Here is a 25,107-nt window from a genome sequence, read left to right on the forward strand (position 1 = left end):
AATATATTGTCCAAAATCAACTTTTATTGGCCAAACATACTAAAGCCTCGATTCTCACACAGAATCGAGGTTTTTTTCTGGAAAAGTAAGGAATCTTAAAAGGAATTCTCGGCACTCTCATGGAAAGTAATAAGGATAAGCTAGATTCAATCGAAAGGGGGTGTCGAACGATGCAGCATAATGATCTTTGTATGATAGATCGATTAGAAGGGTTCACGCCTGAGGTTAGTAGATTGGTTTCGATGATGAATTACGCTAGATATACGACGGAAGAGACGATAAAAGGATTAACTACCGAACAGCTCGATTTTCACCTTGATGAAAAGAGCAATTCAATCGGCATGCTGCTACAGCACATGGCTTCGGTTGAAAAGGCGTTTCAAATTATGACATTTCAAGAGCGAGAGTTAAATGACGAGGAATGGGAGGAGTTTGGGACAGGGATTGAGCTTGGAGAAAAGGCAAGATCAGTCATTCGAGGGCGCGATCTGGATGATTATTGGAGTGAGCTCAGTCTTGTGCGTGCTCATACGCTGGATCACCTGCGAAAGAAGGACGACAAATGGCTCGAAAAAGTCACACCGTTTGGTTGGGATGAAAAGGCTAACCATTATTTCAAATGGTTTCACGTGATGGAAGATGAAATTAGTCATCGCGGGCAAATACTCTTAATTAAAAGAAGAATAAAGAGTTAGAGGTGAAACAAAGTGCATAATGGAACACTGATGACAATACGAGACAAAGCATTATATGTAGAAGTGCATGGTTCAAAAAATAACCCGCCTCTTCTTTATCTACACGGAGGACCAGGAGAGAGCTGCTTTGATTTCTCTTACCATCAGACGGATCGACTGAAAGAGAATTTCAGAGTGATTGCGATTGATCAGCGTGGCGTTTGCCGTTCAGAAGCGGTGATTAATGATGAAGAATTTGGCTTGATGGATTTAATCGAAGACTGCGAAGCGATTAGGAAGCAATTTGAATTAGAATCGTGGTCAGTGCTCGGTCATTCGTTTGGTGGCTATCTTGGTGTCCTCTATGCCAGTCTTTATCCTGAATCAATTGATCATTTACTGCTTGAATGTCCGACGTTTGATTTTACGTTAACATCGAGAAGCTTGTTGAAAAAAACGAGTGCGCTCTTAGACAAATATGGGGAGCATCAGAAAGCAAAAGAGAGCTTAGAAATCGCCAAGGATTCTGATATTAAGAATCGAGAGCTTGCAGAGGTTTATGGAACATACAGTGATTACCTTGAAGAGAATCGAATGGAAATATACATTTACAATTCGAACGAGCCTACAGACTATAGCTATTATAGTGAGGCGAAATGGGATGAGCTTTATGATAAATCAGAAGTTCACTATAACCTGTTAAGAGAAGAAGGAGAAATCTTTCATTCACTCATTCCACATCTATCAAAGCTTACGATGCCAACTCTCTTATTAACAGGAGAGCACGATCCTGTGACATCTGAAGAACAGATCGACGCTTTCAAGAAGTACGTCGAAAATGGGGCAATCTATCATTTTGCAAACAGCGGCCATACTCCCCATGATGAGGAAGCCGATCACTTTGCTCACGTTATAACTCAATACATAGGTGATAAAAGAGGAGAATAGACACATGTTTACATATCAAATTAATGACGATCTTTACCTAAGAATGTATTCGCTAGAAGATGCAGAAGCACTTTATCATTTAATCGATGAATCAAGAGATTACTTGAAAGAATGGTTAGCGTGGGTTGATTACAATACAGATATTGAGGCTTCCCGAGAGTTTATTCAAAGTACGCTAAAAGGCGTTAGTGAAACAGGAGGATATCCGAAAACGCTCGGCATGTTTTATAAAGGTGAGCTTGCTGGAACGATTGGGTTTAATGAAGTGAATCGAACTCATCAGTACGCGACAATTGGATACTGGCTAAGCGAAAAGTTTCAGAAGAAAGGCATCGTAACGGAGGCGTGCCGTGGGATTATTAATCTAGGATTTAATGAAATCGGGCTCAATCGGATTGAGATTCGTGCGGCCTCAGGAAATAAGAAAAGCCAGGCGGTTCCAGAACGACTAGGTTTTACGAAAGAAGCGGTGGTACGGGAGGCGGAGCTCGTTAATGGACAATTCTATGATCACATTGTGTACGGAATGCTAGCGAGAGAGTGGTTAACAAAATAAAAAGAGGCATAAAAAAACTCCAGGGGAGAGAATCCTCTGGAGAAATTAAGGTAGATCAACTTTCCTCATTAAATACTCTAGTTCTTCCATTGTGCACTCATAGAGCTGTTTATCTTTTAATTTATAAATTCCACGGTCTAATAGACGTTGAATGAAGGACTGTTTTTGTTTAGGATCTTGCTCGGCAGTGCTTAGGTGTGACACGTTTCATTCCTCCTGTTAAGTATATCCAGGTAATATGTTCCACTTTGGGTCCATGCTCAAACCTTAATGAGCACATTTCTAAAAAAAGGATAAAGCGCTTTCGTGACGAATGCTAGATGATAACGATTAGGGGGGATACGATATGGCGAAATATGACGTACTACAAGGGGCAGAGCCTTTTTACTTTGAAGGGAATCACATTGGTGTACTTGTTCTCCACGGTTTTACAGGTTCGACGCAAAGCATGCGTTATCTTGGAGAGCAATTGGCTTCAGAAGGGTATACGGTTTGTGGTCCGAGATTGAGAGGTCACGGTACTCACTATGAAGACATGGAGCAGAGTACATATGAAGAATGGATTCAGTCTGTTGAAGAAGGCTACCAATGGCTGAAAGAACGTTGTGATGCATTGTTCATTACGGGTCTGTCGATGGGCGGCACGCTAACGCTTTATTTAGCTGAAAAACATCCTGAAGTGAAAGGGATCATGCCGATTAATGCTGCGATCGATTTACCAGGTCTTGAACAAATGAGAGGAAAAACAGAGCCGCGTTTCCTTGATGCAATTGGATCAGATATTAAAGCGGAAGGTGTCGATGAGCTCGCATACGAGAAAACGCCTACGAAGTCGATTCAAGAGATTCTTGCTTTAACCGAGATTACACGAAAGAGGCTTGAAACAATATCGGCGCCGACATTAATTTTTAAATCACTAGAAGATCATGTTGTGCCGCCAGAGAATTCGACTACGATTTATAATGAAATAGCTTCATCGAATAAAGAAGTGATCGAACTAAAAGATAGTTATCACGTAGCGACGCTCGATCATGATAAAGAGCTGATTGCAGAAAAGTGTAAAGCATTTGTGAAAGCTCTTCTATAAAGGAGGTTTTAAGATGGAAGTCAGACAGCTAACAGCGGATGACGCTGAAGCTTATTGGGAACTTCGGTTAGAAGCGTTAAAGAAAAATCCAGAAGCATTTGCCTCAAGCTATGAAGAGGCGATTCAAAAAGATGATCCGATTAAAAGTACAGCGAGAAACATGGAATCTGGTGCCACTTTTGGAGCTTTTGATCAAGAAAAACTAATTGGTGTGATCACTTTTGTCAGAGGCAGCGGCATCAAGGTTCGTCATAAAGCTGATTTATTTGCTGTTTACGTGACGCCAGAATATCGTGGCAAAGGGGCAGGGAGAGCACTTCTATCCCGCGTGATGGATTATGCGAAAAGTCAGGATGCTCTCATTAAATTAAGCGTTTCAGTTGTATCTACGAATGAACGGGCTAAACATCTGTACAAAAGCTATGGCTTTAAAACCGTTTACATTGAAGAGAAGGCCCTTTATGTTCAGGGAAGGTTTCTAAACGAAGAACATATGGTGCAATACTTTTAAGAACTAGCAGACGTCACGATGACGTCTGCTTTGTTGTGAAATCTTCATTATAAAGAGCAACGCTGTAGGGAAAGAGCTCAGCTGTCATCATTCCATCTCGAACAGCGGGATCACTTTTCATAAGCGCTTCTGCTTCTTTTTCAGAAGAAACCTGAATGACAACAATTCCAAAAGAAGAAGGGTCGTTGTTTAACGTTCTGCCAGCCATAATGAGCATATTATTCTTCAACAGCTGCTGAAGGGCATGGAAGTGCTCTGATACAATACTGTTCTCTTTGTCAGTCCAGTTGCTTTCTTCTAGTAGTTCGGGAATGAGCGTTAGCTTGTATAGAAATTGTTTCATTTGTAACCTCCATAACTGGCAAATCAGAGGCACAAGGCTCTTCTGATTAAAAAGTCACCATGTATAGTTTGTTTCTCCATTAAAGAAAGAAATCCTCTATTTTGGGGAAGGTTGTGCTCGCAATTACTAGAAATATGAACAGAAAAATAGCTAGAAACGCTTCATAGCTTAAATTTTTTAAGTCGAACCACTGTTTCCTCTTTCAGAGCAGTGGTTTTTTTTGTGCTTCGGTAACGAAATAAAGCAAAAAAGTGCATAACTTTCTGTTTTTTTTACCGTTGAAACGCTTACAGAACACAGTATAGAATATTAAACAGACATTAAAACGCATACATAACTGTGCGGATCACTTTGATTCCGCTTACAAAAAGGAGAGGCAGCAATGAGTTTATTTACAGTCGGTTCATTTCTATTTTTTACAGGTATGGTAGCCGTAATCTCCTACCTAGTAACGAGAAAGGAAGATTTAGCAACACAGGATGGATATTTTCTAGGAGGAAGAAGCCTAGGCGCATGGGTCATTGCAGGTTCATTGATGCTGACGAATCTATCAACCGAACAATTAATAGGTTTGAATGCTCAGGGGTATTCAGACACCATTGCGGTTATGGGGTGGGAAGTTGGTTCAGCCATCTCGCTTGTGATCGTCGCTTTCTTCTTATTGCCTAGGTATCTTAAAGGTGGTATTACGACGATTCCGGATTTTCTAGAGGAACGGTATGATTTTGGCACTAAACAAATTGTTACCATTCTCTTTCTTTTTGGATATGTTTTCAACTTGCTTCCACCTATTCTTTATTCAGGGGCGGTGGCGCTAAATGGACTTTTCAATATTCCGGAAGTTTTAGGTCTTGGTCGAATGGCAAGTCTTTATGTAACCGTTTTTGCAATCGGAATTATTGGTGCGATTTATGCGATCTTCGGTGGTCTTAAAGCCGTTGCTGTATCAGATACGATTAATGGTATTGGTCTTTTAATCGGCGGGTTAATGATCCCGATTATCGGACTGTATGTGCTTGGAGATGGTTCGGTTCTTGGAGGATTTAGCACGATTGTTGAGGACTCTCCTGAGAAATTAAATTCGGTTGGTGATAAAAACAGTCCAGTTCCGTTTGGGACGATGTTTACGGGTATGCTTCTTGTTAATCTATTTTATTGGGGCACGGCTCAGCACATTATGCAGCGAGCGATTGCAGCTAAGAATTTGAAGGAAGGTCAAAAGGGCGTCTTGATTGCTGCTTTCTTAAAGCTACTTGGACCTGTGTTTCTTATTTTACCTGGAATTATTGCCTTTAATATGTTTGGACCGGGTCTTGAACCTACGGATGCATATCCAATGCTAGTGAATGAAGTATTACCAAAGCCGCTTGTTGGCTTCTTCGCAGCAGTGTTGTTCGGTGCAATTTTATCATCTTTTAACTCGGCTCTAAATTCATCGGTGACGCTCATTGCTCTTAACATTTATAAACCTTATTTTAATCCGAAAGCGCCGGACAATGTAGTTGTACGAAAAGGAAAATTCGTTGGAATTATTCTCGCTATTTTTGCAATGTGTATCGCTCCAATGATTGATAAAGTTCCTCAAGGATTCTTTCAATATTTACAAATCGTAAACGGTTTCTATAACGTGCCGATCTTTACGATTCTCATTGTTGGGTATTTAACGAAACGTGTCCCTTCGATCGCAGCGAAGGTTTCTCTGTTTGTTTTCATATCGGTCTATGCGACAACTCAACTTATTTGGGATACAGGAATTCACTTCTTGCATATTCTTGGTATTTTGTTTGTGGCTTGTACGATTCTGATGCTCGTGATTGGAAAAATTGCGCCACGTGATAAGGACTTTGTACTTGAAGAGAATGCGCAGGTAGAAATGTCTCCATGGAAGCTTCTTTATCCTGTAGGTATTGCAGCGACAGTAGCGATGATTATTATTTATACGTTGCTTTCACCAATTGGCATCATTTCGTAATGTTCCATTGGATTTCCATTTGATATAATAGGAACAATGTCAAATGGAATGAAGGATGATGTGGGATGAGTAAGGCGAATGAGCCAATCGAATCGCTATATCACAGCGTTTACGAATCATTAGAAAAGCTACAAAAGGAAGTAACTGAGCAAGAAGAGAAGCTGGATCTTGTGGACCCAGCTGATATAGAGAAGCTTGATCGCACACAGTTTGCACTGCAATTGTCGAAGGATGTTCTGGAAAATTTCGTAGCTTCAGGGAAAAGCATGACCATTAATTATGACAAACGCTCGATTACAATTGAAGTAGCAAAATAGAACAGGACCGCGCTTAGGCGGTCCTGTTTTTCATTTCTGTAACGAGACATTTGTGTTCGTTCGGTATTTTCCTGGTGAAGTGCCTGTCACTTTTTTGAACACTTTATTAAAGTAATTGGCATTTTTGTACCCAATGAGAATAGCGATATCCTCTGAAGAATATTTGGTGTTCAATAGGAGCTCTTTTGCTTTTTTGATGCGAATATCTGTTAAATACTGAATAGGTGTTTGGTTCGTATATTCCTTGAATTGCCTAGTGAAATGATAACGAGACATGCCGGATGAAGCCGCCATTTCATCTGGGCCGATTTCTTCACTATAATGATTCATTGCATACATCGAAGATTCCACGATTGCCTCAGGCCACTCAGACAGTCGCTTTTCTAGGTTTGAACAGTACGTATAAAGCATCATTGTGAATTGATAAGCCTTACCGGAAGCTTGATGAGCATTAGAAATCTGTCGGTTTGAAGCCATACTTAATAGATTAAGTAAGTAGTGAACCGGCTCTGAATTTGGTTGGAAATGGATGATGTGTCCGATTTCATTTTGAATTTCATCCCAATACTTTTTCACGACATCTCCGTAGAGTGTAAGGTATATAAACTCCCAGCGATTACTATCTTCAGGTAAATAGTAGCGGTAATCACCTGGAATATTTACGATAAATCCCTGACCAGGTGTTAATTCATGACTATGTCCATCAATGTCGATGCAGCCCTTACCAGAGATCGTATATTGAAATATGTATTTTCCTGTATCGCGTCGATTTGTCCCGTCCCAATCGTAGAGAGAAGTGGTTTGTTCATCCCATCCGAGTGACCAGATTTGGGCGATGTTCTGAAGTGTAGGATCTGAAAAACGATAGCCGTAAGATCCGTATTGTAATGATTTTTCTTCCATATGATCCCTCCTTAACAAGCAAAATAGTACTATTTATATAACGAGAACGTACAGGTGAATCATACTCTAAATAGCATTTTAGCTTATATAGGAAAATAAGTCTAAGCAATAAAAGGCATTATTTTTAAATTTATTTACCATTGATCAGATATAGGGATTTTTTTAAACTAGATGTGGATACGAAAACGAGGATGTGAAAACGTTTTCGATTAGAAGACGGAGGTACGTTTATGCCAGTAATGATTAATGATCAAACACTTCAGTTTCACTTACAAGGAAAAGAAGTCAGCTATGTATTTCATGTTATGAAAAATGGGCAGCTCGGACAGCTGTATTTTGGGAAAAAAATCCGAAATCGATCAGATTTCAGCCATTTATCTAAACGAGAATCTAGAGTGACATCCTCTTACATTTACGATGATGACTCAACCTTTTCACTAGATTTAATAAAACAGGAATATCCAGGGTATGGAACGTCAGACTATCGAGAGCCTGCTTTTCAAATCGAACATCCAGATGGAAGTCGCATTTCAGATTTCACCTATCAATCATATGAACTAGTAAAAGGAAAGCCTCGTTTATCAGGTTTGCCCGCTACATATGTTGAGGACGAAGAGGAGGCAGATACGTTAGTGATTCATTTGTACGATAAAGTGATGAATCTTTCTCTTTCGCTGATGTATTCTATTTACCATGGAAGAAATGTCATCACTCGCTCAGCGTTGTTTACAAATCATGGAGAAGAGCCTCACGTAATCAAACGAGCACATAGTGCCTCAGTTGATTTTCCAGATGCGGACTATGAAATGATTCAGCTATCAGGTTCGTGGTCGAGAGAGCGTCATATGTCCGAACGGAAGCTTAGCCCAGGTATTCAAAGCATTCAAAGTACTCGTGGAACTAGTAGTGCACAGCACAATCCGTTTCTTGCATTAAAAAGACCAATGACAACGGAACATACTGGAGAAGTCTACGGATTTAGCTTCGTCTATAGTGGGAACTTCCAGGCGCAGGTTGAAGTGGATCACTATCAAACTGCAAGAATGACAATGGGAATTAATCCATTTGATTTCTCATGGACGTTAGGAAGTAGCGCTAGTTTTCAAACACCTGAAGTGGTGATGGCTTATTCCAAACATGGGTTAAATGAGCTCAGCCAAACATATCATGATCTCTATCAATCTCGCCTTGCGCGTGGAAAGTGGCGGGATGCGGAACGTCCTGTTTTACTAAACAATTGGGAAGCGACGTATTTCGATTTCGATGAGAATAAACTACTTAGCATTGCTGAAAAAGCGAAGGAAACAGGGGTCGAACTGTTTGTATTAGATGATGGATGGTTTGGTAAGCGAAATGACGATCGGACCTCTCTTGGTGATTGGTTTGTGGATTCTAAGAAGCTTCCTGAAGGATTATCAAATCTTGCTTCAAAGATGAATGATATGGGGCTACTGTTTGGACTCTGGTTTGAACCTGAAATGGTATCAAAAGAAAGTGAACTCTATCAGAAACATCCAGATTGGGTCATTCAAGTGCCGGGACGCTTAAAGTCTATTGGGCGGCACCAGCTTGTACTTGATTTTGCGAATCAGGAAGTGGTGGATTACATCTATGAACAGATGGCTACGATTTTAAATGAAGCGAACATTGACTATGTGAAGTGGGATATGAATCGCTACATGACGGAGATCGGTTCGCTATCGCTTCTGAAAAATCAGCAGGCGGAAGTACCACACCGCTATATTTTAGGTGTTTATGAGCTGTATGAACGTTTAATCGAAGCTTTTCCACACGTCCTGTTTGAATCATGTGCAAGCGGAGGGGCAAGATTTGATCCCGGTATGCTTTATTACGCCCCACAGGCGTGGACGAGTGATGACACAGATGCAATGGAGCGACTTAGCATTCAATATGGAACATCGTTGGTTTATCCGCTGAGCAGTATGGGAGCGCATGTATCAGCTGTGCCGAATCATCAGGTGAAACGAATTACGTCGCTTGAGACAAGAGCGAATGTCGCTTACTTTGGCGCGTTTGGGTATGAGCTCGACGTGACGAAGATGAATAAAGATGAGTTGAATAAAATGACCGAGCAAATCCGCTGGTATAAAGAGAACCGCCAACTCCTTCAATACGGAACATTCTATCGATTAAAAAGTCCGTTTGAACAGAAAGGAAATGTCACAAGTTGGATGAGTGTATCAGGCGATCGAACGAAAGCTATCGTTGGATATTATCAAGTACTTGCGGAGCCTAACCCGTCATTTAAACGTTTGTACTTAAAGGGGCTTGCTGCAGAGAAAGAATACGAAGTAAGCGGCTATGAAGGAACTTACTTTGGGGATGAATTAATGAGCGCTGGAATTCAATTATCAAGCGGTTATGATGGATCACAAACAGGTGGTTTGGAAGAATCAGGAGATTTTTCTTCTCACGTATTTGTATTAGTCGAGACGGATCAGAATAATAGAGGTGGAGAAGTATGAAGCAACTTGAACAGGAATTTATTAAACAATTCGGAGCGGAAGAAGAGCGGGCTCTCTTTTTTGCTCCTGGGAGAGTGAATTTAATTGGCGAGCATACGGATTATAACGGGGGACATGTTTTTCCGTGTGCCTTAAGCGTTGGTACGTATGCCGTTGCAAGAAAACGTGAGGATCAGAAGGTCAGGTTTTATTCCATGAACTTTCCAAGTCATGGAATCATAGAATCTTCATTGGACTCGCTCGTTTATAACGACGAGGATGATTGGGCGAATTATCCGAAGGGAGTCATCGCTCTTTTTCAACAGGACTATTCGATTCCGCATGGCATCGATATTGCCTATTACGGCAATATTCCAAATGGAGCCGGTCTATCATCTTCTGCATCAATCGAGCTAGCCACGTCTGTCGTACTGAGGGATCTTTTTCATGTTCCAATTGAAATGGTTGAAATGGTAAAGCTTTCTCAAAAAGCAGAGAATGAGTTTGTTGGAGTCAATTGTGGAATTATGGATCAGTTTGCAATTGGTATGGGGAAAAAGGATCATGCAGTTCTTCTGAATTGTGACACGCTTACGTATAAGCACACCCCGATCCGTCTAGAAGATCATTCATTGGTTATTGCGAATACGAATAAGCGTAGAGGACTAGCCGATTCCAAATACAATGAACGCCGATTGCAGTGTGAACAGGCTCTCAAAGCTTTGCAAGAAGAGCTTGACGTTAACTCGCTAGGTGATGTGACAGAAGAGCAATTCGAAGCTTATAAGCACTTGATTCTAGATACTAAAACTCGTAAGCGTGCGCGTCATGCGGTTTATGAGAATCGTCGCACGATGAAAGCTGTTGATTTTCTGAACGAAGGCGATGTTGAGGCGTTTGGAAAGCTCATGAATGAATCGCATGTCTCATTACGTGATGATTACGAAGTAACAGGGAATGAATTAGATGCGATGGTGGAAGCTTCTTGGAAGGAAGGGGTCGTTGGGTCACGAATGACAGGCGCTGGTTTTGGAGGCTGTACGATCAGTATTGTGGAGAAGGAAAAGGTCGAGGCCTTCATTAAAAACGTTGGTGAAAGCTACAAACATCAAACAGGTCTTGAAGGAGACTTCTATGTTGTTGAAATCGGTGACGGCGCTCACAAGGTGGTGGAAGGAATATGAGGCATCAAAAGAGACCGAATATTTATTTAGAGATTGAGCGCCTTCTACAATACGGTTTGCAAAAACAGCTGATCGAAAGTATGGATGCCGATTACGCTCGAAACGCTCTTCTACACCTTTTTGAATTAAATGGAATTGAATCGTTTCCGCATCCACACGAAGAGCAGCTCGACACACCAACATCTATCCTTGAGAACATGCTTGATTATGCGGTGATGACAGGTTTAATAAAAGAAGACACCGTTACCGAGCGTGATCTGTTCGATCCTAAAATTATGAATACAATCGTTCCACGACCGTCAGAGACCATACGTCAGTTTTATGAAGATTACGGGTACAGTCCAATCAAAGCGACAGATACTTTCTATCAGCTTTCGAAGGATTCGCAATACATTCGAACGAACAGAATTGCGAAGAATGTGCATTGGTATAGTAAGACAGAGTATGGTGACCTTGAAATCACGATAAACTTATCAAAGCCTGAGAAAGATCCTAAAGCGATCGCAGCAGCAAAAGCCAATCCATCTTCAGCCTATCCGAAATGCTTGCTTTGCAAAGAAAATGTCGGGTATGCCGGAAGACTTGATCATCCAGCGCGCGATCAGCATCGAATCATTCCAGTGAACCTTGAGGGAGAAAATTGGTACATTCAGTATTCTCCTTACGTTTATTACAATGAGCATGCAATCATTTTATCTGAGTACCATCGTCCGATGACGATCTCTAAAGAAGGTTTTGATCGTTTACTTCATTTTACTGAACAGTTCCCTCATTACTTTATCGGTTCCAATGCGGACCTTCCAATTGTCGGTGGATCGATCTTAAGTCACGATCATTTCCAAGGAGGGCATCATGAATTCCCAATGGCGAAAGCGGAGATTCAGGAAGAAGTTCACATTAACGGCTATCGGGATGTGACGATTGGGATTGTAAACTGGCCGATGTCCGTGCTTCGCTTACGAGGAAGGAATCGGAAGCGTCTAACGGAGCTTGCGAATACAATTCTAACGTCGTGGAGAGGATATACTGATCATGATGTCAATTTAGTACATGAAACAGATGGAGAACCCCATAGTACGATCACCCCAATCGCAAGAATGCGCGGAGATCAATTCGAGCTAGATCTTGTGTTACGAAATAATCGAACGAGCGCGAAACATCCAATGGGGATTTTTCATCCACATGAAGAAGTGCATCATATTAAGAAAGAAAACATTGGCTTGATTGAAGTCATGGGTCTTGCGGTTCTGCCCGGGCGTCTTATAGAAGAAATGGAAAAGCTCGCTTCTTATATAGAAGATCATCTTCTTGATCGCGCATTTCATGATGAAGTGGTAGCGAAGCATGTACCTTGGGCAAAAAAGGTGATGAAGAAACATGGATCTCTATCGAAGGATCAGTTACGTGACACGCTTAGACATGAAATTGGTTTAATCTTCTCGACTGTTCTAGAACATGCGGGAGTATTTAAACAAGATGAAGCAGGTCAGCAAGCGTTTAGACGTTTCATAAACCAGGTGACTAACTAAATAGATCAAAAAAGTCGTTACCAAAAGGTAGCGGCCTTTTTTGTAGTTCGAACCCCATCATTCCTTCGTTTCTGGTGTCTCAACAATATGTTGTATATAATGAAACCTGAAACGAATGAGCTATTTTACGCTAAGGCATCCATAGATTTACAACGTTTGAAGGGAGGAGCTAAATGGATGAATTACTTTATCTAGGTGTTTTCCTCATCTATACCATTGCTATTCTTATCTTTGGTAAACATGGATTCGATAAAACGGATGAGCTGAAAGGTTACTTTCTAGCGGGAAGAAATCTGCCTTTGTTTCCGAGTATTGCGTCCTTCTGCGCAACTTGGTTTAGTGCAGCATCGCTTCTTGGTCTACCAGGTTTGATTTATGAAGGGGGTATGTCCGTTATTTGGACAACGGCTATTGCCTGGTTGCTTGGATTAATCGGCTTGTTTTTTATTTCAACAAAACTCTATACATATAACGTTGTAACGGTTCCAGAGTTTTTCTTAGTACGTTATGATTCAAAGCTACTGCAAGTTTGGGTTGGAATTATTCTTAGTGTTAGTTATCTCTTATACGTTGTGATCCAAATCCGAGGGTTTGGTATTGTGGTTAGTCAAATGCTTGAAGTGCCTTATACGGTAAGTGTGTTTTTGATCTATATTTTTGTTCTGTACACGACGTTTGGTGGTCTTCATTCTGTTGCCCGTACGGATATTTTTCATTTCTGTTTAATACTGTTTGGAACGATGCTAGGAGCTCTATTTATTGTGGGTGAAATAGGAGGGCTATATGAATTGATGACGGGCCTATCAGCGATTGCGGATCGAAGGGATGATTCTTATTTGGCTCTGTTTCCTGAGGGGGGCTTATCGTTCTGGGCGCTAGTGAGTGCGTTCTTATCACTCGGCATTGGTGTTGCGGCAAATCCTCAATACGCCGTGCGGATCCTTTCGTCTCGATCAAAAGAAGTGGCGTTAAAGATGGTCATCTCGAGTACGGTCTTTTTAGTTCTTATCTATTTTTCTATTTTTGTCATTGGGATAGGTTCAAGAGTATTGGATCCTAACGTCTCGTTTAGTAGTACAGATGAAATTTATCCTTTTATTATTACGTATTTACTCCAAACGCCTTTGAAGGGGATTTTGCTTATTAGCGTTGTCGCTGCTGCCATTTCTACGGCTAATTCTCAGCTTCTTATTATGGCGACGAGCTTTGTGTATGATATCACGCTTCCGATCCGCAGGAAAAAAGCGATTGATCTAAAGGTGATTTCATGGACGCGCTGGATGATTTTTATATTTGCGACGTTTTCGCTCATTATTGCATTCACTCCGCCGGAGGGAATCGTTCCATTTAGCGGACATATATGGGGGATCATTGCCGTTTCGTTGTTTTTCCCTTTATACGGGGGGCTGTACACGAAAGTGGCGAAACGAAATGCCCTTCGTTCATCTTTCGGAGGCTTAATCACCTATCTTATTGCCTTTCTTCTTATTCCGCAGGAGGTTCAGGCAACTTATCATCCCGTTCTACCGTCCCTTACGATAGCAGGATTTTTCTTCTTTTGGAAAGGGGGGAGATCTTCCTAATGCGTCATTCTATTGAACGTAAAATATTAGTCCCTTTCTTAATTATCGTTCTGCTACCGATCTTTATCATTGGTGCTGTCTCGATGTGGTCGAGCTATCAGTCTGAGAAACAATTAAAACAGGCAACAGCTCAAGAGCAGTTGATTAGTCTTAATCGCTATGCGGATAAGCTCAATGAACGTGTTCAGAACGGAGATATGAGTGAAGAAGATGCGAAGTCATTGATCAAAATCATGATTAATGAAACGAAAGGTTTGTATGTAGAAGAAGAAGATGGCACCCTATCTTCAGAGGGGGAAGTCGTTCAACCGAATGAAATAGATTGGTACAACGGAGAAGCTAGGTCCAATTTATGGACAGAAAACACCGTGCTAACAGAGCAGCTAGAGCAGTGGAACTGGACACTTTATCATCCGCTGACATTCTCTTTCTATTCCGGATCACTCCCGAATATTCAAAAATATACGCTGTTAATTAGCATTTTTACAGGTGTGATTGCCGTTCAGTTTACGATTATTCTTTCTTATCACCTTTCAAAACCAATCAAAAACCTTGCTGCTTTTTGCAAAAGGATTGCTCTTGGTGAGAGAGAGGACGATCTTCATATGAAAGAGAATCGTAAAGATGAAATTGGCGTGCTTTCAACCTCTTTAAAAGAAATGGTGCAAACACTTGATGAAAGAAATGTCCAAATTGAGAAAATAAAGAAGTTGAATGAAACGATTTTGGATAGTGTTCACGTTGGCATCGTTCTTGTAATAGAAGGAGCTAGCTCTGTCTACAATGAAGCGGCTCAGACGATGATGAAGGAAGACCCTCTTTTAAGAGAGCGGTTTGAGAAATTAACGATTCACGAAACGAAAAAAAGAAGTGAAGAAATCTGGAATCATAAACGACATGAAGAGAAAGTGTTCTATGCGGTGAGTTATAAAGTCTTAAACACCACAGAAAAGCAGCGATCCATTATTACATTTGAAGACATTACACATAGAAGAAAATTAGAGCAGCGCGTGGAGCGAATGTCTCGTCTTGCTTCATTAGGTGAAATGGCCTCCGGAATTGCTCATGAAATTCGGAATCCACTAGCTGGCATTAAAACGACGACAGAGCTATTAACACGAAGACTTGAGTTGTCAGAAGATCAGCTTGCGTTGACAGAGAACATGATGTTGGACATTGATCGTGTGAATAAAATCATTACAAATATTCTCCAATTCTCAAGGCCAATGGACACGAATCCTTCTGTCATTCATGTAGATGATACGTTTCATTCACTTGTCTTACTCATGCAGACAGTGGCAAGCGAAAAGAATGTCACGCTAGAGATTGAACGAAACGAAGATGAAATCATCGTAGACCGCGATCATCTTCGTCAAATTCTATTGAATTTAATTCTAAATGGTATCAACGCTATGCCTGATGGCGGCAAACTGACGCTTTCAAGTTACCGAAGCGGAGCGAATGTAACGATGACGATCTCAGATAATGGCATAGGTATGGAAGATTCTGTGATGGAGAAGATCTTTGATCCATTCTTTACAACACGTTCTGAAGGAACAGGGCTTGGTTTGTCGATCGTTCATCAGCTAGTCGTTCAGAATAATGGGGAAATGGATGTAAGAAGTACCCTTGGAAAAGGCACGACGTTCTTTATCACATTTCCAACGAGGAAGGGGGAGGTTTAGATGGCCGTGAAAGTAGGGATTATAGACGACGAAACAACGCTTCGTCTTACACTCCAGATGTTCCTTGAAGATGAAGGTTATGAAGTGCGAGTCGCCTCAACGCTTGAAGAAGGCTGGACGTTAGTGGATGAATTTAGTCCTCAAGTGCTGCTATTAGATATTCGCTTACCAGATGGGAATGGTCTTGATTCCCTGCACAAGTGGAAAGAGCATTATCCCGAAATGGCTGTGATGATGCTCACGGCGTACGGTGATGCAAAGACGGCCGTTCGTGCGATCAAGGAAGGGGCTTTTGATTATTTAACAAAGCCTTTTGAACTCGAAGAACTGAAAATCACCCTAGAAAAATGGATGAAACAGCACCATCTTGAAAAAGAAGTGGAGCGATATAGAGAAGAGGAGCGAAGAACCAAACTAGTTCGAATGATCGGCGAAAGTGAACAAATGAACGAGTTGAAAGACAAAATTTCTCTTATTGCAGAGAGCAATGATACGACTGTGCTCGTAAGAGGAGAGACGGGGACAGGGAAGGAGCTTGTGGCAAGAAGTATCCATCAACAAAGCCATCGTCATGAAGGACCTTTTGTTGCAGTGAACTGTGCGAGTATACCTTCAGATCTCATTGAAATGGAACTTTTCGGTCGAGAAAAAAATAGTGCACCAGATCAGTCTCAACCGAAGATCGGGTTAATGGAATGGGCAGATGGCGGAACACTATTTCTTGATGAAATCGGTGATTTATCACTCGATATTCAGGTAAAGCTCCTGCGCTTTTTAGAAGATAAGAAGATTAAGCGAATTGGCAGTGTGCACGATATTGAAATGGACGTGCGTGTGATTGCTGCAACGAACCGTTCTCTTGAAAAGATGATACAGGAGAAGGAGTTTAGGTCCGATCTTTATTATCGATTGAACGTCGTACCAGTGAAGCTACCTCCCTTACGTGAACGTGAGAATGATATCGTCATGCTAACAGATTATTTCCTAAATGAATTTTGTCAGCAAATGAGGAAAGAAACGCCAATGCTCCGAGCGGATGCGAAAAAGCGACTGTTGAACTATGATTGGCCAGGTAATGTCAGAGAGCTCAAAAATACGATTGAGCGAATTGCCATTTTACACCGAGAAGATGAGCTTGCCGCTCATCATTTTGACTTCTTAAACCCAGTTGAAGGACAAGTAGAAGGATCGAAATCAATTGAAGAGGTTGTCTTCGATAAGGAATTTTCATTAGAAGATCATATTGAATCAATTGAAAAGAAATATATTGAGAAAGCGATTCAAGACGCGAAGTGGAATATTACGCAGGCCAGTAAGCTACTAGGCATTAGTCGGTATGCCCTGCAGCGTCGAATTGATAAATACGATATAACATGAGCGAAATCGCCCGATATGGGCGGTTTTTTTGTGCGGAATCTTATAAAATTATCTGAAAATTACGTGATATCGTAGAGGTAAGAGAAAAAACGCATCGATTCATGTAACGGATGAATCATATAAAAAAGGGGGAATTTGATGGCTTCGAAAAATAAAGAACCTTTATCAATAGAGAATCGTCCAACGAAAAGCAAATGGGGTGTCATTCTTGGCGCTGCCTTCTTAATGGGCTCATCAGCTATTGGACCAGGTTTTCTAACCCAGACGGCTGTCTTTACCGAACAACTTCTAGCAAGCTTTGGGTTTGTTATTCTAATGTCCATTATTTTAGACATTGGTGTACAAGCTAATATTTGGCGAATCATTGCAGTATCTAAGAAAAAAGGTCAAGACATCGCCAACATGGTTGTCCCTGGACTCGGCTATTTTCTTGCGTTCGCCGTAGCGCTTGGTGGACTTGCCTTTAATATTGGGAACGTCGGTGGTGCCGGACTCGGAATGAATGTTCTCTTTGGCATTGATCCTCGTATCGGTGCAGCGATTACAGGCGTGATTACGATTGGGATTTTCCTTTCGAAGGAAGCTGGCGTGGCGATGGATAAAATCGCACGAATTCTCGGTGGAATTATGATTTTACTTACATTGTACGTAGCGTTCCAAAGTAATCCACCAGTCGGAGATGCGATTACGCATACATTTGCGCCAGATAAAATTGATGTGTTTGCGATTATTACATTAGTCGGTGGAACAGTTGGCGGATACATTACGTTTGCAGGGGGACATCGTCTGCTTGATGCCGGGATTTCAGGTAAAGAAAACCTCCATCAGGTGACGAAAAGCTCTGTTTCAGGAATTTTAATTGCGTCGATCATGCGTGTCTTTTTATTCCTTGCGGTGTTAGGTGTTGTTTCAACAGGATTTAAATTAGATCCAGCCAACCCGCCTGCTTCTGTATTTCAACAAGCAGCCGGGGCGATTGGTTATAAAATGTTTGGTGTTGTTCTTTGGGCAGCAGGAATTACGTCAGTCGTTGGCGCGGCGTATACATCTGTTTCGTTCCTAAGAACGCTATCGAAGAAAGTGGATCGTCATCATTCAGGAGTAACGATTGGATTTATTGCCGTATCGACGATCATTTTCACTTTCATCGGAAAGCCGGTTCTGTTACTGATCCTTGCTGGAGCATTTAACGGATTGATTTTACCGGTTGCTCTTGGGACGCTCCTTGTAGCTGCTTATAAGAAATCAATCGTAGGGGATTACAGGCATCCGCTATGGCTAACGATCTTTGGTGGGTTTGTCTTCCTTATTACCGCTTATTTAGCCATCGTTACACTTATTGATAAAGTGCCACAGCTTTTTTCTTAATTGTTAGGAGGAACATGTGTGAAACTTGATTATTATCCGCTTGGTGATACGGGCATTCAGCTTGTATTTGGTACCGAGATATCAGAAGAAACGAATCAGAAAATAAGAATGTTTGCAGACGAACTTGCGCAGCACCCTATTAATGGAGTGGAAGAATGGGTGCCAGCTTATACAACGTTAACGATCTATTATCTTCCAAGCAAAATTTCTTACAGTACAATGAAAGAAAAGCTTGAGGAAATGAACGAACAACAACATGGAAGAGAAGCAGAATCTGCTTCTCTTGTTTATATCATCCCAACCTATTATGGGGATGAAGTAGGATCCGATTTAGAGTTTGTAGAGGAGCATAACGGATTAAGTAAAGAAGAAGTGATCTCAATTCACGCTGATAAAGATTACCTTATTTACATGATGGGCTTTGTCCCTGGATTTCCTTATCTAGGAGGAATGTCTGAAGAAATCGCAACGCCAAGACGTGAAAATCCACGTGCTGAAATAGAGCCTGGATCTGTTGGTATTGCTGGAGCTCAAACGGGCGTCTATCCGCTAGAATCACCAGGTGGCTGGCAGCTTATTGGACAAACGCCTGTTAAGCTGTATGACCCGACAAGTGAGTCACCGATCTTATTAGAATCAGGTCATTACTTACGTTTTGTTTCTGTTAGTAAAACAGAATTTCTAGAAATCAAAGAAGCGATTAAGCGTGGAGACTATGTTGTTGAAACCGAAGAGAAGAAGGTGGGATATCATGAAGTCAGTTGATTTAAATAGTGATTTAGGAGAAAGCTTTGGGGCGTACAAAATCGGTAATGATGAGAATGTTCTTCCTTTTATTTCATCAGCCAATATCGCGTGCGGTTATCATGCGGGAGATCATAATGTCATGATGAAAACAGTCGAGTTAGCCAAGTCTCTAGGGGTATCCATTGGTGCACATCCGGGATTTCCTGATCTTGGAGGGTTTGGCAGGCGAGATATGAACATGTCACCTGATGAAGTATATAACCTCGTCGCATATCAAGTTGGTGCCATTCAGGGTGTTGCGAATGTCCATCAAGCCACTGTTTATCACGTGAAGCCTCACGGTGCGCTTTATAACAAAGCATCGAAAGACGCTGCTATAGCCAAAGCGATTGCAAACGCTATCTATGCCGTTAACCCGAACCTCGTTTTATACGGATTAGCAGGAAGCGAATTAGTGAAGGCAGGAAGAGCATGCGGGTTAACCGTTGCGGAAGAAGTTTTCGCTGATCGTACGTATCAACAAGATGGTACGTTGACTCCAAGAACGGAGCCGAATGCGATGATTCATGATGCGGACGAAGCTGTGGAACGAGTCATTCGCATGATAACAGAAGGGAAAGTAACCGCCGTCAATGGCAGCGATATTAGTATTCAAGCTGATACGATTTGCGTGCACGGAGATGAGCCTGAGGCGCTGCTTTTTGTTCGGAAATTGAGAGAACGTATCGAGGAAAATGGAATAGAGATCAAACGTGTTGGAGTGAATGCCAGTGTCTAACTCACTATTTAAAGTAAAAAAATCAGGTCTTTTATCCACCATTCAGGACGATGGGCGAAAAGGATATCAGCAGTATGGCATTGTTGTATCAGGAGCCATGGATCCTTTTTCCATGAATATCGCTAATTTTCTTGTTGGTAACAAAGGGAATGAAGCGGTTCTTGAAGTAACAGTTATGGGCCCTGTATTAGAAGTGTTAAATCAGGCTGTTATAGCGATCTGTGGCGGTAACCTTTCCCCAAAAGTGAACGGTGAAGAGGTTCAAATGTGGAAGAGCTTCGAAGTAAAAGAAGGAGATCGGCTTGAATTTGGGCAGCCGCTTTCAGGAGCAAGGTTATATATCAGCGTAGCAGGCGGCTACGATGTTCCATTCGTTATGGGCAGTAAATCCACCTACTTAAAAGCAGGGATTGGCGGTATTGAAGGACGAGCTCTTGAAAAAGGTGACGTGCTTTGTCGTGCGGAAGAAATCAAAGGAGTTAGCGGACGTGCCCTTCATCCTGAAGAAATTCCTGACTACCATAGAGAGCTCGATATACGCGTTGTCATGGGACCTCATGCTTTTACTGAAAAAGGGACCGATACCTTTCTATCTACCCCTTATGAAGTGACGCCGCAATCAGATCGAATGGGCTTTCGCTTGAAAGGTGAGAAAATCGAGCACGCGGATTCAGCCGATATTATTTCTGAAGCCATTCCGCTTGGCGGGATTCAGGTGCCTGCTAGTGGCGATCCAATTATTCTTATGTCTGATCGTCAAACAACCGGCGGTTATACACGAATCGCCACTGTTATCTCAAGTGACATTCCATATCTTGCTCAAGCGATGCCAGGTAGCACGATTCGTTTTCGTGAAGTAACTGTAGAAGAAGCGCAAGAAGCTTATGAAGAGAATGATCGTTTTATGCGTACGTTAGGTAAAGTGTCTAATCCCCGTCGATAAAGGAGAATACAACATGTTAAGTTCAAAAGAAATTATTGAAATGATTAAATATGTGGATGGTTCAACTGTAGATGAGGTTCATTATGAACATGATAGCTTCGTAGTAAAAGTGAAAAACCAGAATCCTTACGGAGATGGCCAAGTTAAAAGAGAAGAGCAGGAGTCTGCTAATGTCACACCAACGGCCGTAGAGGAGCGCGGGCAGGCTAATGTTATCCCGAGTCAAGACGAGGAAGAGATCTCAGAAAGCACTCATACCGTTACGTCACCAATGGTTGGGATGTTCTACTCCTCACCTTCACCTGATGATCCCGCCTTTATCCAAGTAGGGGATGCTGTTCAGGAAGAAACCGTTGTTTGTGTACTAGAAGCGATGAAGATGTTCAATGATGTGCAAGCAGATGTGAATGGAGAAATCATCGAAATTCTTGTCGAGAATGGTGACCTTGTTGAATTTGGTCAACCGCTATTCTTAGTAAAGCCAGAATAGGAGGGATCAGATGGGTATTCATAAAGTACTAATTGCAAATCGAGGCGAGATCGCCGTTCGCATTATTCGCGCCTGCCACGAGCTAAACCTTACTGCTGTAGCGGTATATTCAGAAGCGGATCGGGACGCGCTTCATGTTCAACTAGCAGATGAGAGCTACTGTATTGGACCAACATCTTCAAGTGAAAGCTACTTAAATGTTGGGCATATCATGACTGTTGCCGTAAATAGCGGCGTAGATGCTATTCATCCGGGATACGGTTTTCTTGCAGAAAATGCTAGTTTTGCAGAGATCTGCGAAGACTGTGACATTGCGTTTATTGGTCCTAGTAAAGAAGCCATTAATCGCATGGGAACGAAAGATGTTGCGCGAGCGACGATGGAAGAAGCAGGTGTTCCAGTTGTTCCTGGTTCAGACGGCATTATTGAAACGAAAGAAGAAGCGCTTGAGCTTGCGAGTGAAATGGGATATCCCATTATTATTAAAGCAACTGCAGGCGGTGGCGGCAAAGGAATTCGCGTCGTACATGAGGAAGAAGAACTGATTAAAGCGATTAACATGACGCAGCAGGAAGCAGAGAAAGCGTTTGGTAATCCGGGTGTCTATATTGAAAAGTTCATTGAGGATTTTCGCCATATCGAAATTCAAATTATCGCAGATTTGTATGGTAACGTGATTCATCTCGGTGAGCGAGACTGCTCGATTCAAAGACGTATGCAGAAGCTCGTTGAAGAAACACCTTCACCTGCTTTAGATCAATCGATTCGTGAAGCGATGGGAGATGCAGCTGTTCGGGCAGCTAAAGCTGTGAACTACGCTGGGGCAGGAACGGTCGAATTTATTTATGACGTTAATGGAAACTACTATTTTATGGAGATGAACACACGGATCCAGGTGGAGCATCCTGTAACAGAGATGGTCACTGGCGTTGATTTGATTAAAGAACAAATTAAAGTGGCCGATGGTGAAAGACTTTCCCTCACACAGGATGAAGTGAGTTTGAAGGGATGGTCAATCGAATGCCGGATCAATGCAGAAGATCCTGAAAACGGTTTTATGCCATCACCTGGGAAAGTAGAAATGTATTTACCTCCAGGCGGTTTTGGCGTGAGAGTTGATTCAGCTGTTTATCCAGGTTACGTGATTCCACCGTTCTATGATTCGATGGTAGCGAAGCTTATTACATACGGCGCTACTCGTGAGGAAGCGATGCAGCGTATGAAGCGGGCACTCAGTGAATTTATGATCAAAGGTGTGAAAACAACGATTCCCTTTCATCAAAAATTACTAAGGCATGAGAAGTTCGTTGAAGGTGATTTTAATACAAAGTTTCTTGAGATCTATAAAGAGCTATAAAGGAGATGACGTGTTGGAAACCCCTTATACACAGCGACAGCAGTATCGTGAAAATCTAGATAGTGGAACGACCTCAGGTAAATGTGATGGTTACTTACAGGCGAATATGATTACGCTTCCGGCTGAGTATGCGTTCGAGTTTCTTTTATTTTGTCAGCGCAACCCAAAGCCATGCCCTGTCGTGGATGTTCTTGAAGCAGGTCAGGTTACACCTCGTATTGCTGATGCCGACATTCGAACAGATCTGCCCAAGTATCGCATTTATAAAAATGGCGAGCTAGAAAGGGAAGCACTTGATCTAAAAGACGTCTGGCAAGATGATTTCGTTACGTTTCTGCTTGGATGCAGCTTTACGTTTGAACGAGCGCTCGTTGAAAAAGAAATCAGCTTGTTGCATCAGGAAATGAACCGCGTTGTTCCGATGTATCAAACGACGATTCCTTGTGAAGACGCGGGTCGCTTCAATGGGGAGATGGTTGTAAGCATGAGAGCGATTAAGAAAGAAGAGCTCGATGAAACGATATGCATCACATCGAAGTTTCCGCTTGCGCACGGAGCGCCGATTCATGTGGGCCATCCATCAGAAATAGGCATTGAAAACATAGAGAATCCGGATTACGGGGAATTTACCCCTTTTGACGAAGAAGAGCGAATCCCAGTTTTCTGGGCGTGTGGCGTTACACCTCAATATGTTGGGTTAAACGTGAAGCCTGAGATTATGATCACGCATGCGCCAGGACACATGCTCATTACCGATCAAAAAGAATAGTTGGCAGTATTTTGATGAAAAAAGTTCGGTTCGATAGCACAGTAAATAAGTTGTGCTAACGATCGAACTTTTTTAGATTGTCTTCGTTATGAGAGATTAGGTCATTTAGATCATATGATAAAATAAAAGAGATCGATTGAACGTTTCGCCAAAAGTGGGAGGGGTGTGAATCATGACAATTGTTAGCTTCTTACTTATTGGTTGGATCTTAAGCTGGTTTAAATTTGAACAGCTGTTTATTCAAGCTTTTCAAGAGCTTTTTAATAAAACGATTACGAAAGCAAGCTACTACTTTATTTTTTTCTGTATCGGATTGATCGGAGATATTGTGCTGCTATTGAATGGGAGTTTTCTTGAAATGATGTAGTTTTAGATAAAGGGGAAAGCACGAAATGGTGAGAAGATCAATTGGGAATATAGCTGGGTTATACAATCTATTAATAGCACTCGGAGCCATTTCGACAGGCGTTTATATGTTAGCTGGCATGGGCTTTTTTTTAGTTATCCACCGGAATGGCAGGGGATTCTTCCTTTTTAAAATTGAGGAGTGCTCCCCCTTATTACGATCGTATTGTTTGGGTATGGCAATGTTACGGCATCGATATCCAGCTTTACTAGGAAGCATAGTAAATCCTATCCCTTCTCTCTTCTTATGGGAGCGGCACTGCTTTTCTGTATCGTGTTGCAAGTGATTATGCTCGGGGAATGGTACTTAGCCTCCATTGAGCTATTGCTTCTAGGTCTGATCGGAAAGACGCTAGGTTCTTTTGTCTTTCGATTTTCAAAAGAATAAATTTTAGTAAAAAGTCACTTCCAAATAGGAATGGCTTTTTTATTTTATAACTTTACAATGACAAAATAACGTATAAGTGAAAAAATGGAAAGGGGAGGTGTTAACTATAATGACAAAAGCTAATCGGCTTTCTGTTGGGATGTTTTGTCTCATTTTGATCAGTATAGGAACAGTGATGATCTTTATTTATTGGCGAGATGGATACGCGTATTCAAGCGAAATGGTGCTCGGGTGTTTAGGTGTCTTTTTTCTTTCTATTTTGTACTTTGTAATTTCAACTATTTGGAAAATGAGACTGCTAAACAAGTACGAATTAAAAGAGAGGGCAGGCACATTTCTCAAATGGTTTGCGGGTCTAAGCGTTATGAATCTATTGTTCTCATATTTTACTTCATCGGAGATAACCGGATATGAATTTTTCACCTCATTTGGACTAGCGATGGGCATCGCATTTAGTGATGTGATGTTTCTCAAAAAGAAATCTTATTAAAAAACATTTGAAAAAGGAGAATACATAATGAATGTTGCCCTAAAATGACGAAAAAGAGCAGTTCAGATAGCATTATTGTCATTATGATATCCTGCTTATTCCCCCAAATGGTATAGCAGCGATTTTAACGAAGTGTACTTCCCTAGAATAAAAAAGATGCCCCAAAAAATTAACGTGAAACTCTGGGGGCATCATGTGTTTCAATTTTCTTTTTTTTGGATTTCAAAACCGAACGGCT

General features: G+C 41.6%; 25 protein-coding genes. 22 read left to right on the plus strand and 3 right to left on the minus strand.

Annotated elements, in window-relative coordinates:
- Positions 1 to 170: 170 nt before the first annotated feature.
- Genes AC0VYH_RS04930 through AC0VYH_RS04940 form a run of 3 tightly spaced genes read left to right on the plus strand, consistent with a single transcriptional unit; the run spans position 171 to position 2,178 of the window.
- Positions 171 to 695 carry a DinB family protein gene (locus tag AC0VYH_RS04930; protein WP_475366716.1) on the plus strand — a complete coding sequence of 175 codons (525 nt, stop codon included), beginning with the start codon at positions 171 to 173 and terminating at the stop codon, positions 693 to 695.
- Positions 696 to 725: 30 nt separating this feature from the next.
- On the plus strand, positions 726 to 1,622 hold the full coding sequence (locus AC0VYH_RS04935; RefSeq protein WP_475369041.1) for an alpha/beta fold hydrolase: 897 nt from the start codon (positions 726 to 728) through the stop codon (positions 1,620 to 1,622).
- Positions 1,623 to 1,626: 4 nt separating this feature from the next.
- Positions 1,627 to 2,178 carry a GNAT family N-acetyltransferase gene (locus AC0VYH_RS04940; RefSeq protein ID WP_475366718.1) on the plus strand — a complete coding sequence of 184 codons (552 nt, stop codon included), beginning with the start codon at positions 1,627 to 1,629 and terminating at the stop codon, positions 2,176 to 2,178.
- A gap of 45 nt (positions 2,179 to 2,223) precedes the next feature.
- Here the strand turns inward: AC0VYH_RS04940 and AC0VYH_RS04945 are convergent, their stop codons facing one another.
- Entirely contained in the window at positions 2,224 to 2,382 is a 159-nt protein-coding gene (locus AC0VYH_RS04945) for a Fur-regulated basic protein FbpA (protein WP_404682866.1), read from the minus strand.
- 142 nt (positions 2,383 to 2,524) lie between these two features.
- Between AC0VYH_RS04945 and AC0VYH_RS04950 the strand changes: the two genes are divergently transcribed.
- Together AC0VYH_RS04950 and AC0VYH_RS04955 are read left to right on the plus strand one after the other, a co-directional pair.
- Positions 2,525 to 3,265 (plus strand): alpha/beta hydrolase, encoded by a 741-nt coding sequence (locus AC0VYH_RS04950; RefSeq protein ID WP_475373367.1) that lies wholly within the window; start codon positions 2,525 to 2,527, stop codon positions 3,263 to 3,265.
- 13 nt (positions 3,266 to 3,278) lie between these two features.
- Positions 3,279 to 3,776 (plus strand): N-acetyltransferase family protein, encoded by a 498-nt coding sequence (locus tag AC0VYH_RS04955; protein WP_475373368.1) that lies wholly within the window; start codon positions 3,279 to 3,281, stop codon positions 3,774 to 3,776.
- Positions 3,777 to 3,789: 13 nt separating this feature from the next.
- Here AC0VYH_RS04955 and AC0VYH_RS04960 read toward each other — a convergent pair whose 3' ends face one another.
- Entirely contained in the window at positions 3,790 to 4,119 is a 330-nt protein-coding gene (locus AC0VYH_RS04960; protein WP_430243632.1) for a YciI family protein, read from the minus strand.
- Positions 4,120 to 4,501: 382 nt separating this feature from the next.
- Here AC0VYH_RS04960 and AC0VYH_RS04965 point away from each other — a divergent pair, with 382 nt between their 5' ends.
- Both AC0VYH_RS04965 and AC0VYH_RS04970 read left to right on the plus strand, forming a co-directional pair.
- Positions 4,502 to 6,091, plus strand: coding sequence for a solute:sodium symporter family transporter (locus AC0VYH_RS04965; protein WP_475373369.1), 1,590 nt, complete (start codon positions 4,502 to 4,504; stop codon positions 6,089 to 6,091).
- Between the two features lie 65 nt (positions 6,092 to 6,156).
- A complete protein-coding gene (locus AC0VYH_RS04970; protein ID WP_430243630.1) occupies positions 6,157 to 6,408 on the plus strand; it encodes a hypothetical protein in 252 nt (83 codons plus the stop codon).
- A gap of 30 nt (positions 6,409 to 6,438) precedes the next feature.
- Here the strand turns inward: AC0VYH_RS04970 and AC0VYH_RS04975 are convergent, their stop codons facing one another.
- Entirely contained in the window at positions 6,439 to 7,311 is an 873-nt protein-coding gene (locus AC0VYH_RS04975; protein WP_475366722.1) for a helix-turn-helix domain-containing protein, read from the minus strand.
- A gap of 230 nt (positions 7,312 to 7,541) precedes the next feature.
- On the opposite strand from AC0VYH_RS04975, the gene AC0VYH_RS04980 reads away from it, so the two are divergent.
- The 15 genes from AC0VYH_RS04980 (at position 7,542) to AC0VYH_RS05050 (ending at position 24,869) form a co-directional block, all read left to right on the plus strand.
- Entirely contained in the window at positions 7,542 to 9,797 is a 2,256-nt protein-coding gene (locus AC0VYH_RS04980) for an alpha-galactosidase (protein ID WP_475373370.1), read from the plus strand.
- The gene (locus AC0VYH_RS04985; RefSeq protein WP_475366724.1) at positions 9,794 to 10,960 is read left to right on the plus strand and encodes a galactokinase; all 1,167 of its coding nucleotides are present in this window, start codon (positions 9,794 to 9,796) and stop codon (positions 10,958 to 10,960) included. The genes AC0VYH_RS04980 and AC0VYH_RS04985 overlap by 4 nt, the downstream gene beginning before the upstream one ends.
- A complete protein-coding gene (gene galT, locus AC0VYH_RS04990) occupies positions 10,957 to 12,489 on the plus strand; it encodes a UDP-glucose--hexose-1-phosphate uridylyltransferase (protein WP_475373371.1) in 1,533 nt (510 codons plus the stop codon). Before AC0VYH_RS04985 ends, galT begins: the two co-directional genes overlap by 4 nt.
- A 173-nt stretch (positions 12,490 to 12,662) precedes the next feature.
- Positions 12,663 to 14,072, plus strand: a complete 1,410-nt coding sequence (locus AC0VYH_RS04995) for a sodium:solute symporter family protein (RefSeq protein WP_475373372.1) — start codon at positions 12,663 to 12,665, stop codon at positions 14,070 to 14,072.
- Positions 14,072 to 15,757 carry a sensor histidine kinase gene (locus AC0VYH_RS05000; protein ID WP_475373373.1) on the plus strand — a complete coding sequence of 562 codons (1,686 nt, stop codon included), beginning with the start codon at positions 14,072 to 14,074 and terminating at the stop codon, positions 15,755 to 15,757. Before AC0VYH_RS04995 ends, AC0VYH_RS05000 begins: the two co-directional genes overlap by 1 nt.
- A complete protein-coding gene (locus AC0VYH_RS05005) occupies positions 15,758 to 17,134 on the plus strand; it encodes a sigma-54-dependent transcriptional regulator (RefSeq protein ID WP_475373374.1) in 1,377 nt (458 codons plus the stop codon). It abuts the gene before it with no gap.
- Between the two features lie 138 nt (positions 17,135 to 17,272).
- A complete protein-coding gene (locus tag AC0VYH_RS05010; RefSeq protein WP_475373375.1) occupies positions 17,273 to 18,502 on the plus strand; it encodes an NRAMP family divalent metal transporter in 1,230 nt (409 codons plus the stop codon).
- A gap of 18 nt (positions 18,503 to 18,520) precedes the next feature.
- Positions 18,521 to 19,267, plus strand: coding sequence for a 5-oxoprolinase subunit PxpB (pxpB, locus tag AC0VYH_RS05015; protein WP_475373376.1), 747 nt, complete (start codon positions 18,521 to 18,523; stop codon positions 19,265 to 19,267).
- On the plus strand, positions 19,254 to 20,027 hold the full coding sequence (locus tag AC0VYH_RS05020) for a LamB/YcsF family protein (protein WP_475366730.1): 774 nt from the start codon (positions 19,254 to 19,256) through the stop codon (positions 20,025 to 20,027). The genes pxpB and AC0VYH_RS05020 overlap by 14 nt, the downstream gene beginning before the upstream one ends.
- Entirely contained in the window at positions 20,020 to 20,970 is a 951-nt protein-coding gene (locus AC0VYH_RS05025; RefSeq protein ID WP_475373377.1) for a 5-oxoprolinase subunit C family protein, read from the plus strand. Before AC0VYH_RS05020 ends, AC0VYH_RS05025 begins: the two co-directional genes overlap by 8 nt.
- Positions 20,971 to 20,983: 13 nt before the next feature.
- Positions 20,984 to 21,460, plus strand: a complete 477-nt coding sequence (accB, locus tag AC0VYH_RS05030; RefSeq protein ID WP_475373378.1) for an acetyl-CoA carboxylase biotin carboxyl carrier protein — start codon at positions 20,984 to 20,986, stop codon at positions 21,458 to 21,460.
- Positions 21,461 to 21,470: 10 nt separating this feature from the next.
- Positions 21,471 to 22,817: an acetyl-CoA carboxylase biotin carboxylase subunit gene (gene accC, locus AC0VYH_RS05035; protein ID WP_475373379.1), complete on the plus strand. Its 1,347-nt coding sequence runs from the start codon at positions 21,471 to 21,473 to the stop codon at positions 22,815 to 22,817.
- Between the two features lie 13 nt (positions 22,818 to 22,830).
- Positions 22,831 to 23,586, plus strand: coding sequence for a putative hydro-lyase (locus tag AC0VYH_RS05040; RefSeq protein WP_475373380.1), 756 nt, complete (start codon positions 22,831 to 22,833; stop codon positions 23,584 to 23,586).
- A gap of 172 nt (positions 23,587 to 23,758) precedes the next feature.
- Complete coding sequence (locus AC0VYH_RS05045) at positions 23,759 to 23,953, plus strand: hypothetical protein (RefSeq protein WP_430243606.1); 195 nt, start codon at positions 23,759 to 23,761, stop codon at positions 23,951 to 23,953.
- Positions 23,954 to 24,488: 535 nt separating this feature from the next.
- Positions 24,489 to 24,869: a hypothetical protein gene (locus tag AC0VYH_RS05050; protein ID WP_475373381.1), complete on the plus strand. Its 381-nt coding sequence runs from the start codon at positions 24,489 to 24,491 to the stop codon at positions 24,867 to 24,869.
- Positions 24,870 to 25,107: the final 238 nt, after the last annotated feature.

The sequence above is a fragment of the Anaerobacillus sp. QJM3NY_32 genome (assembly GCF_056173645.1).

What these genes read in the sequence shown, in the direction of transcription:
- AC0VYH_RS04930 (WP_475366716.1), top strand. Translation starts at nt 171, where the DNA reads ATGCAGCATAATGATCTTTGTATGATAGATCGATTAGAAGGGTTCACG.
- AC0VYH_RS04935 (WP_475369041.1), top strand. Translation starts at nt 726, where the DNA reads ATGACAATACGAGACAAAGCATTATATGTAGAAGTGCATGGTTCAAAA.
- AC0VYH_RS04940 (WP_475366718.1), top strand. Translation starts at nt 1,627, where the DNA reads ATGTTTACATATCAAATTAATGACGATCTTTACCTAAGAATGTATTCG.
- AC0VYH_RS04950 (WP_475373367.1), top strand. Translation starts at nt 2,525, where the DNA reads ATGGCGAAATATGACGTACTACAAGGGGCAGAGCCTTTTTACTTTGAA.
- AC0VYH_RS04955 (WP_475373368.1), top strand. Translation starts at nt 3,279, where the DNA reads ATGGAAGTCAGACAGCTAACAGCGGATGACGCTGAAGCTTATTGGGAA.
- AC0VYH_RS04960 (WP_430243632.1), bottom strand. Translation starts at nt 4,119, where the DNA reads ATGAAACAATTTCTATACAAGCTAACGCTCATTCCCGAACTACTAGAA.
- AC0VYH_RS04965 (WP_475373369.1), top strand. Translation starts at nt 4,502, where the DNA reads ATGAGTTTATTTACAGTCGGTTCATTTCTATTTTTTACAGGTATGGTA.
- AC0VYH_RS04970 (WP_430243630.1), top strand. Translation starts at nt 6,157, where the DNA reads ATGAGTAAGGCGAATGAGCCAATCGAATCGCTATATCACAGCGTTTAC.
- AC0VYH_RS04975 (WP_475366722.1), bottom strand. Translation starts at nt 7,311, where the DNA reads ATGGAAGAAAAATCATTACAATACGGATCTTACGGCTATCGTTTTTCA.
- AC0VYH_RS04980 (WP_475373370.1), top strand. Translation starts at nt 7,542, where the DNA reads ATGCCAGTAATGATTAATGATCAAACACTTCAGTTTCACTTACAAGGA.
- AC0VYH_RS04985 (WP_475366724.1), top strand. Translation starts at nt 9,794, where the DNA reads ATGAAGCAACTTGAACAGGAATTTATTAAACAATTCGGAGCGGAAGAA.
- galT (WP_475373371.1), top strand. Translation starts at nt 10,957, where the DNA reads ATGAGGCATCAAAAGAGACCGAATATTTATTTAGAGATTGAGCGCCTT.
- AC0VYH_RS04995 (WP_475373372.1), top strand. Translation starts at nt 12,663, where the DNA reads ATGGATGAATTACTTTATCTAGGTGTTTTCCTCATCTATACCATTGCT.
- AC0VYH_RS05000 (WP_475373373.1), top strand. Translation starts at nt 14,072, where the DNA reads ATGCGTCATTCTATTGAACGTAAAATATTAGTCCCTTTCTTAATTATC.
- AC0VYH_RS05005 (WP_475373374.1), top strand. Translation starts at nt 15,758, where the DNA reads ATGGCCGTGAAAGTAGGGATTATAGACGACGAAACAACGCTTCGTCTT.
- AC0VYH_RS05010 (WP_475373375.1), top strand. Translation starts at nt 17,273, where the DNA reads ATGGCTTCGAAAAATAAAGAACCTTTATCAATAGAGAATCGTCCAACG.
- AC0VYH_RS05020 (WP_475366730.1), top strand. Translation starts at nt 19,254, where the DNA reads ATGAAGTCAGTTGATTTAAATAGTGATTTAGGAGAAAGCTTTGGGGCG.
- accB (WP_475373378.1), top strand. Translation starts at nt 20,984, where the DNA reads ATGTTAAGTTCAAAAGAAATTATTGAAATGATTAAATATGTGGATGGT.
- accC (WP_475373379.1), top strand. Translation starts at nt 21,471, where the DNA reads ATGGGTATTCATAAAGTACTAATTGCAAATCGAGGCGAGATCGCCGTT.
- AC0VYH_RS05045 (WP_430243606.1), top strand. Translation starts at nt 23,759, where the DNA reads ATGACAATTGTTAGCTTCTTACTTATTGGTTGGATCTTAAGCTGGTTT.
- AC0VYH_RS05050 (WP_475373381.1), top strand. Translation starts at nt 24,489, where the DNA reads ATGACAAAAGCTAATCGGCTTTCTGTTGGGATGTTTTGTCTCATTTTG.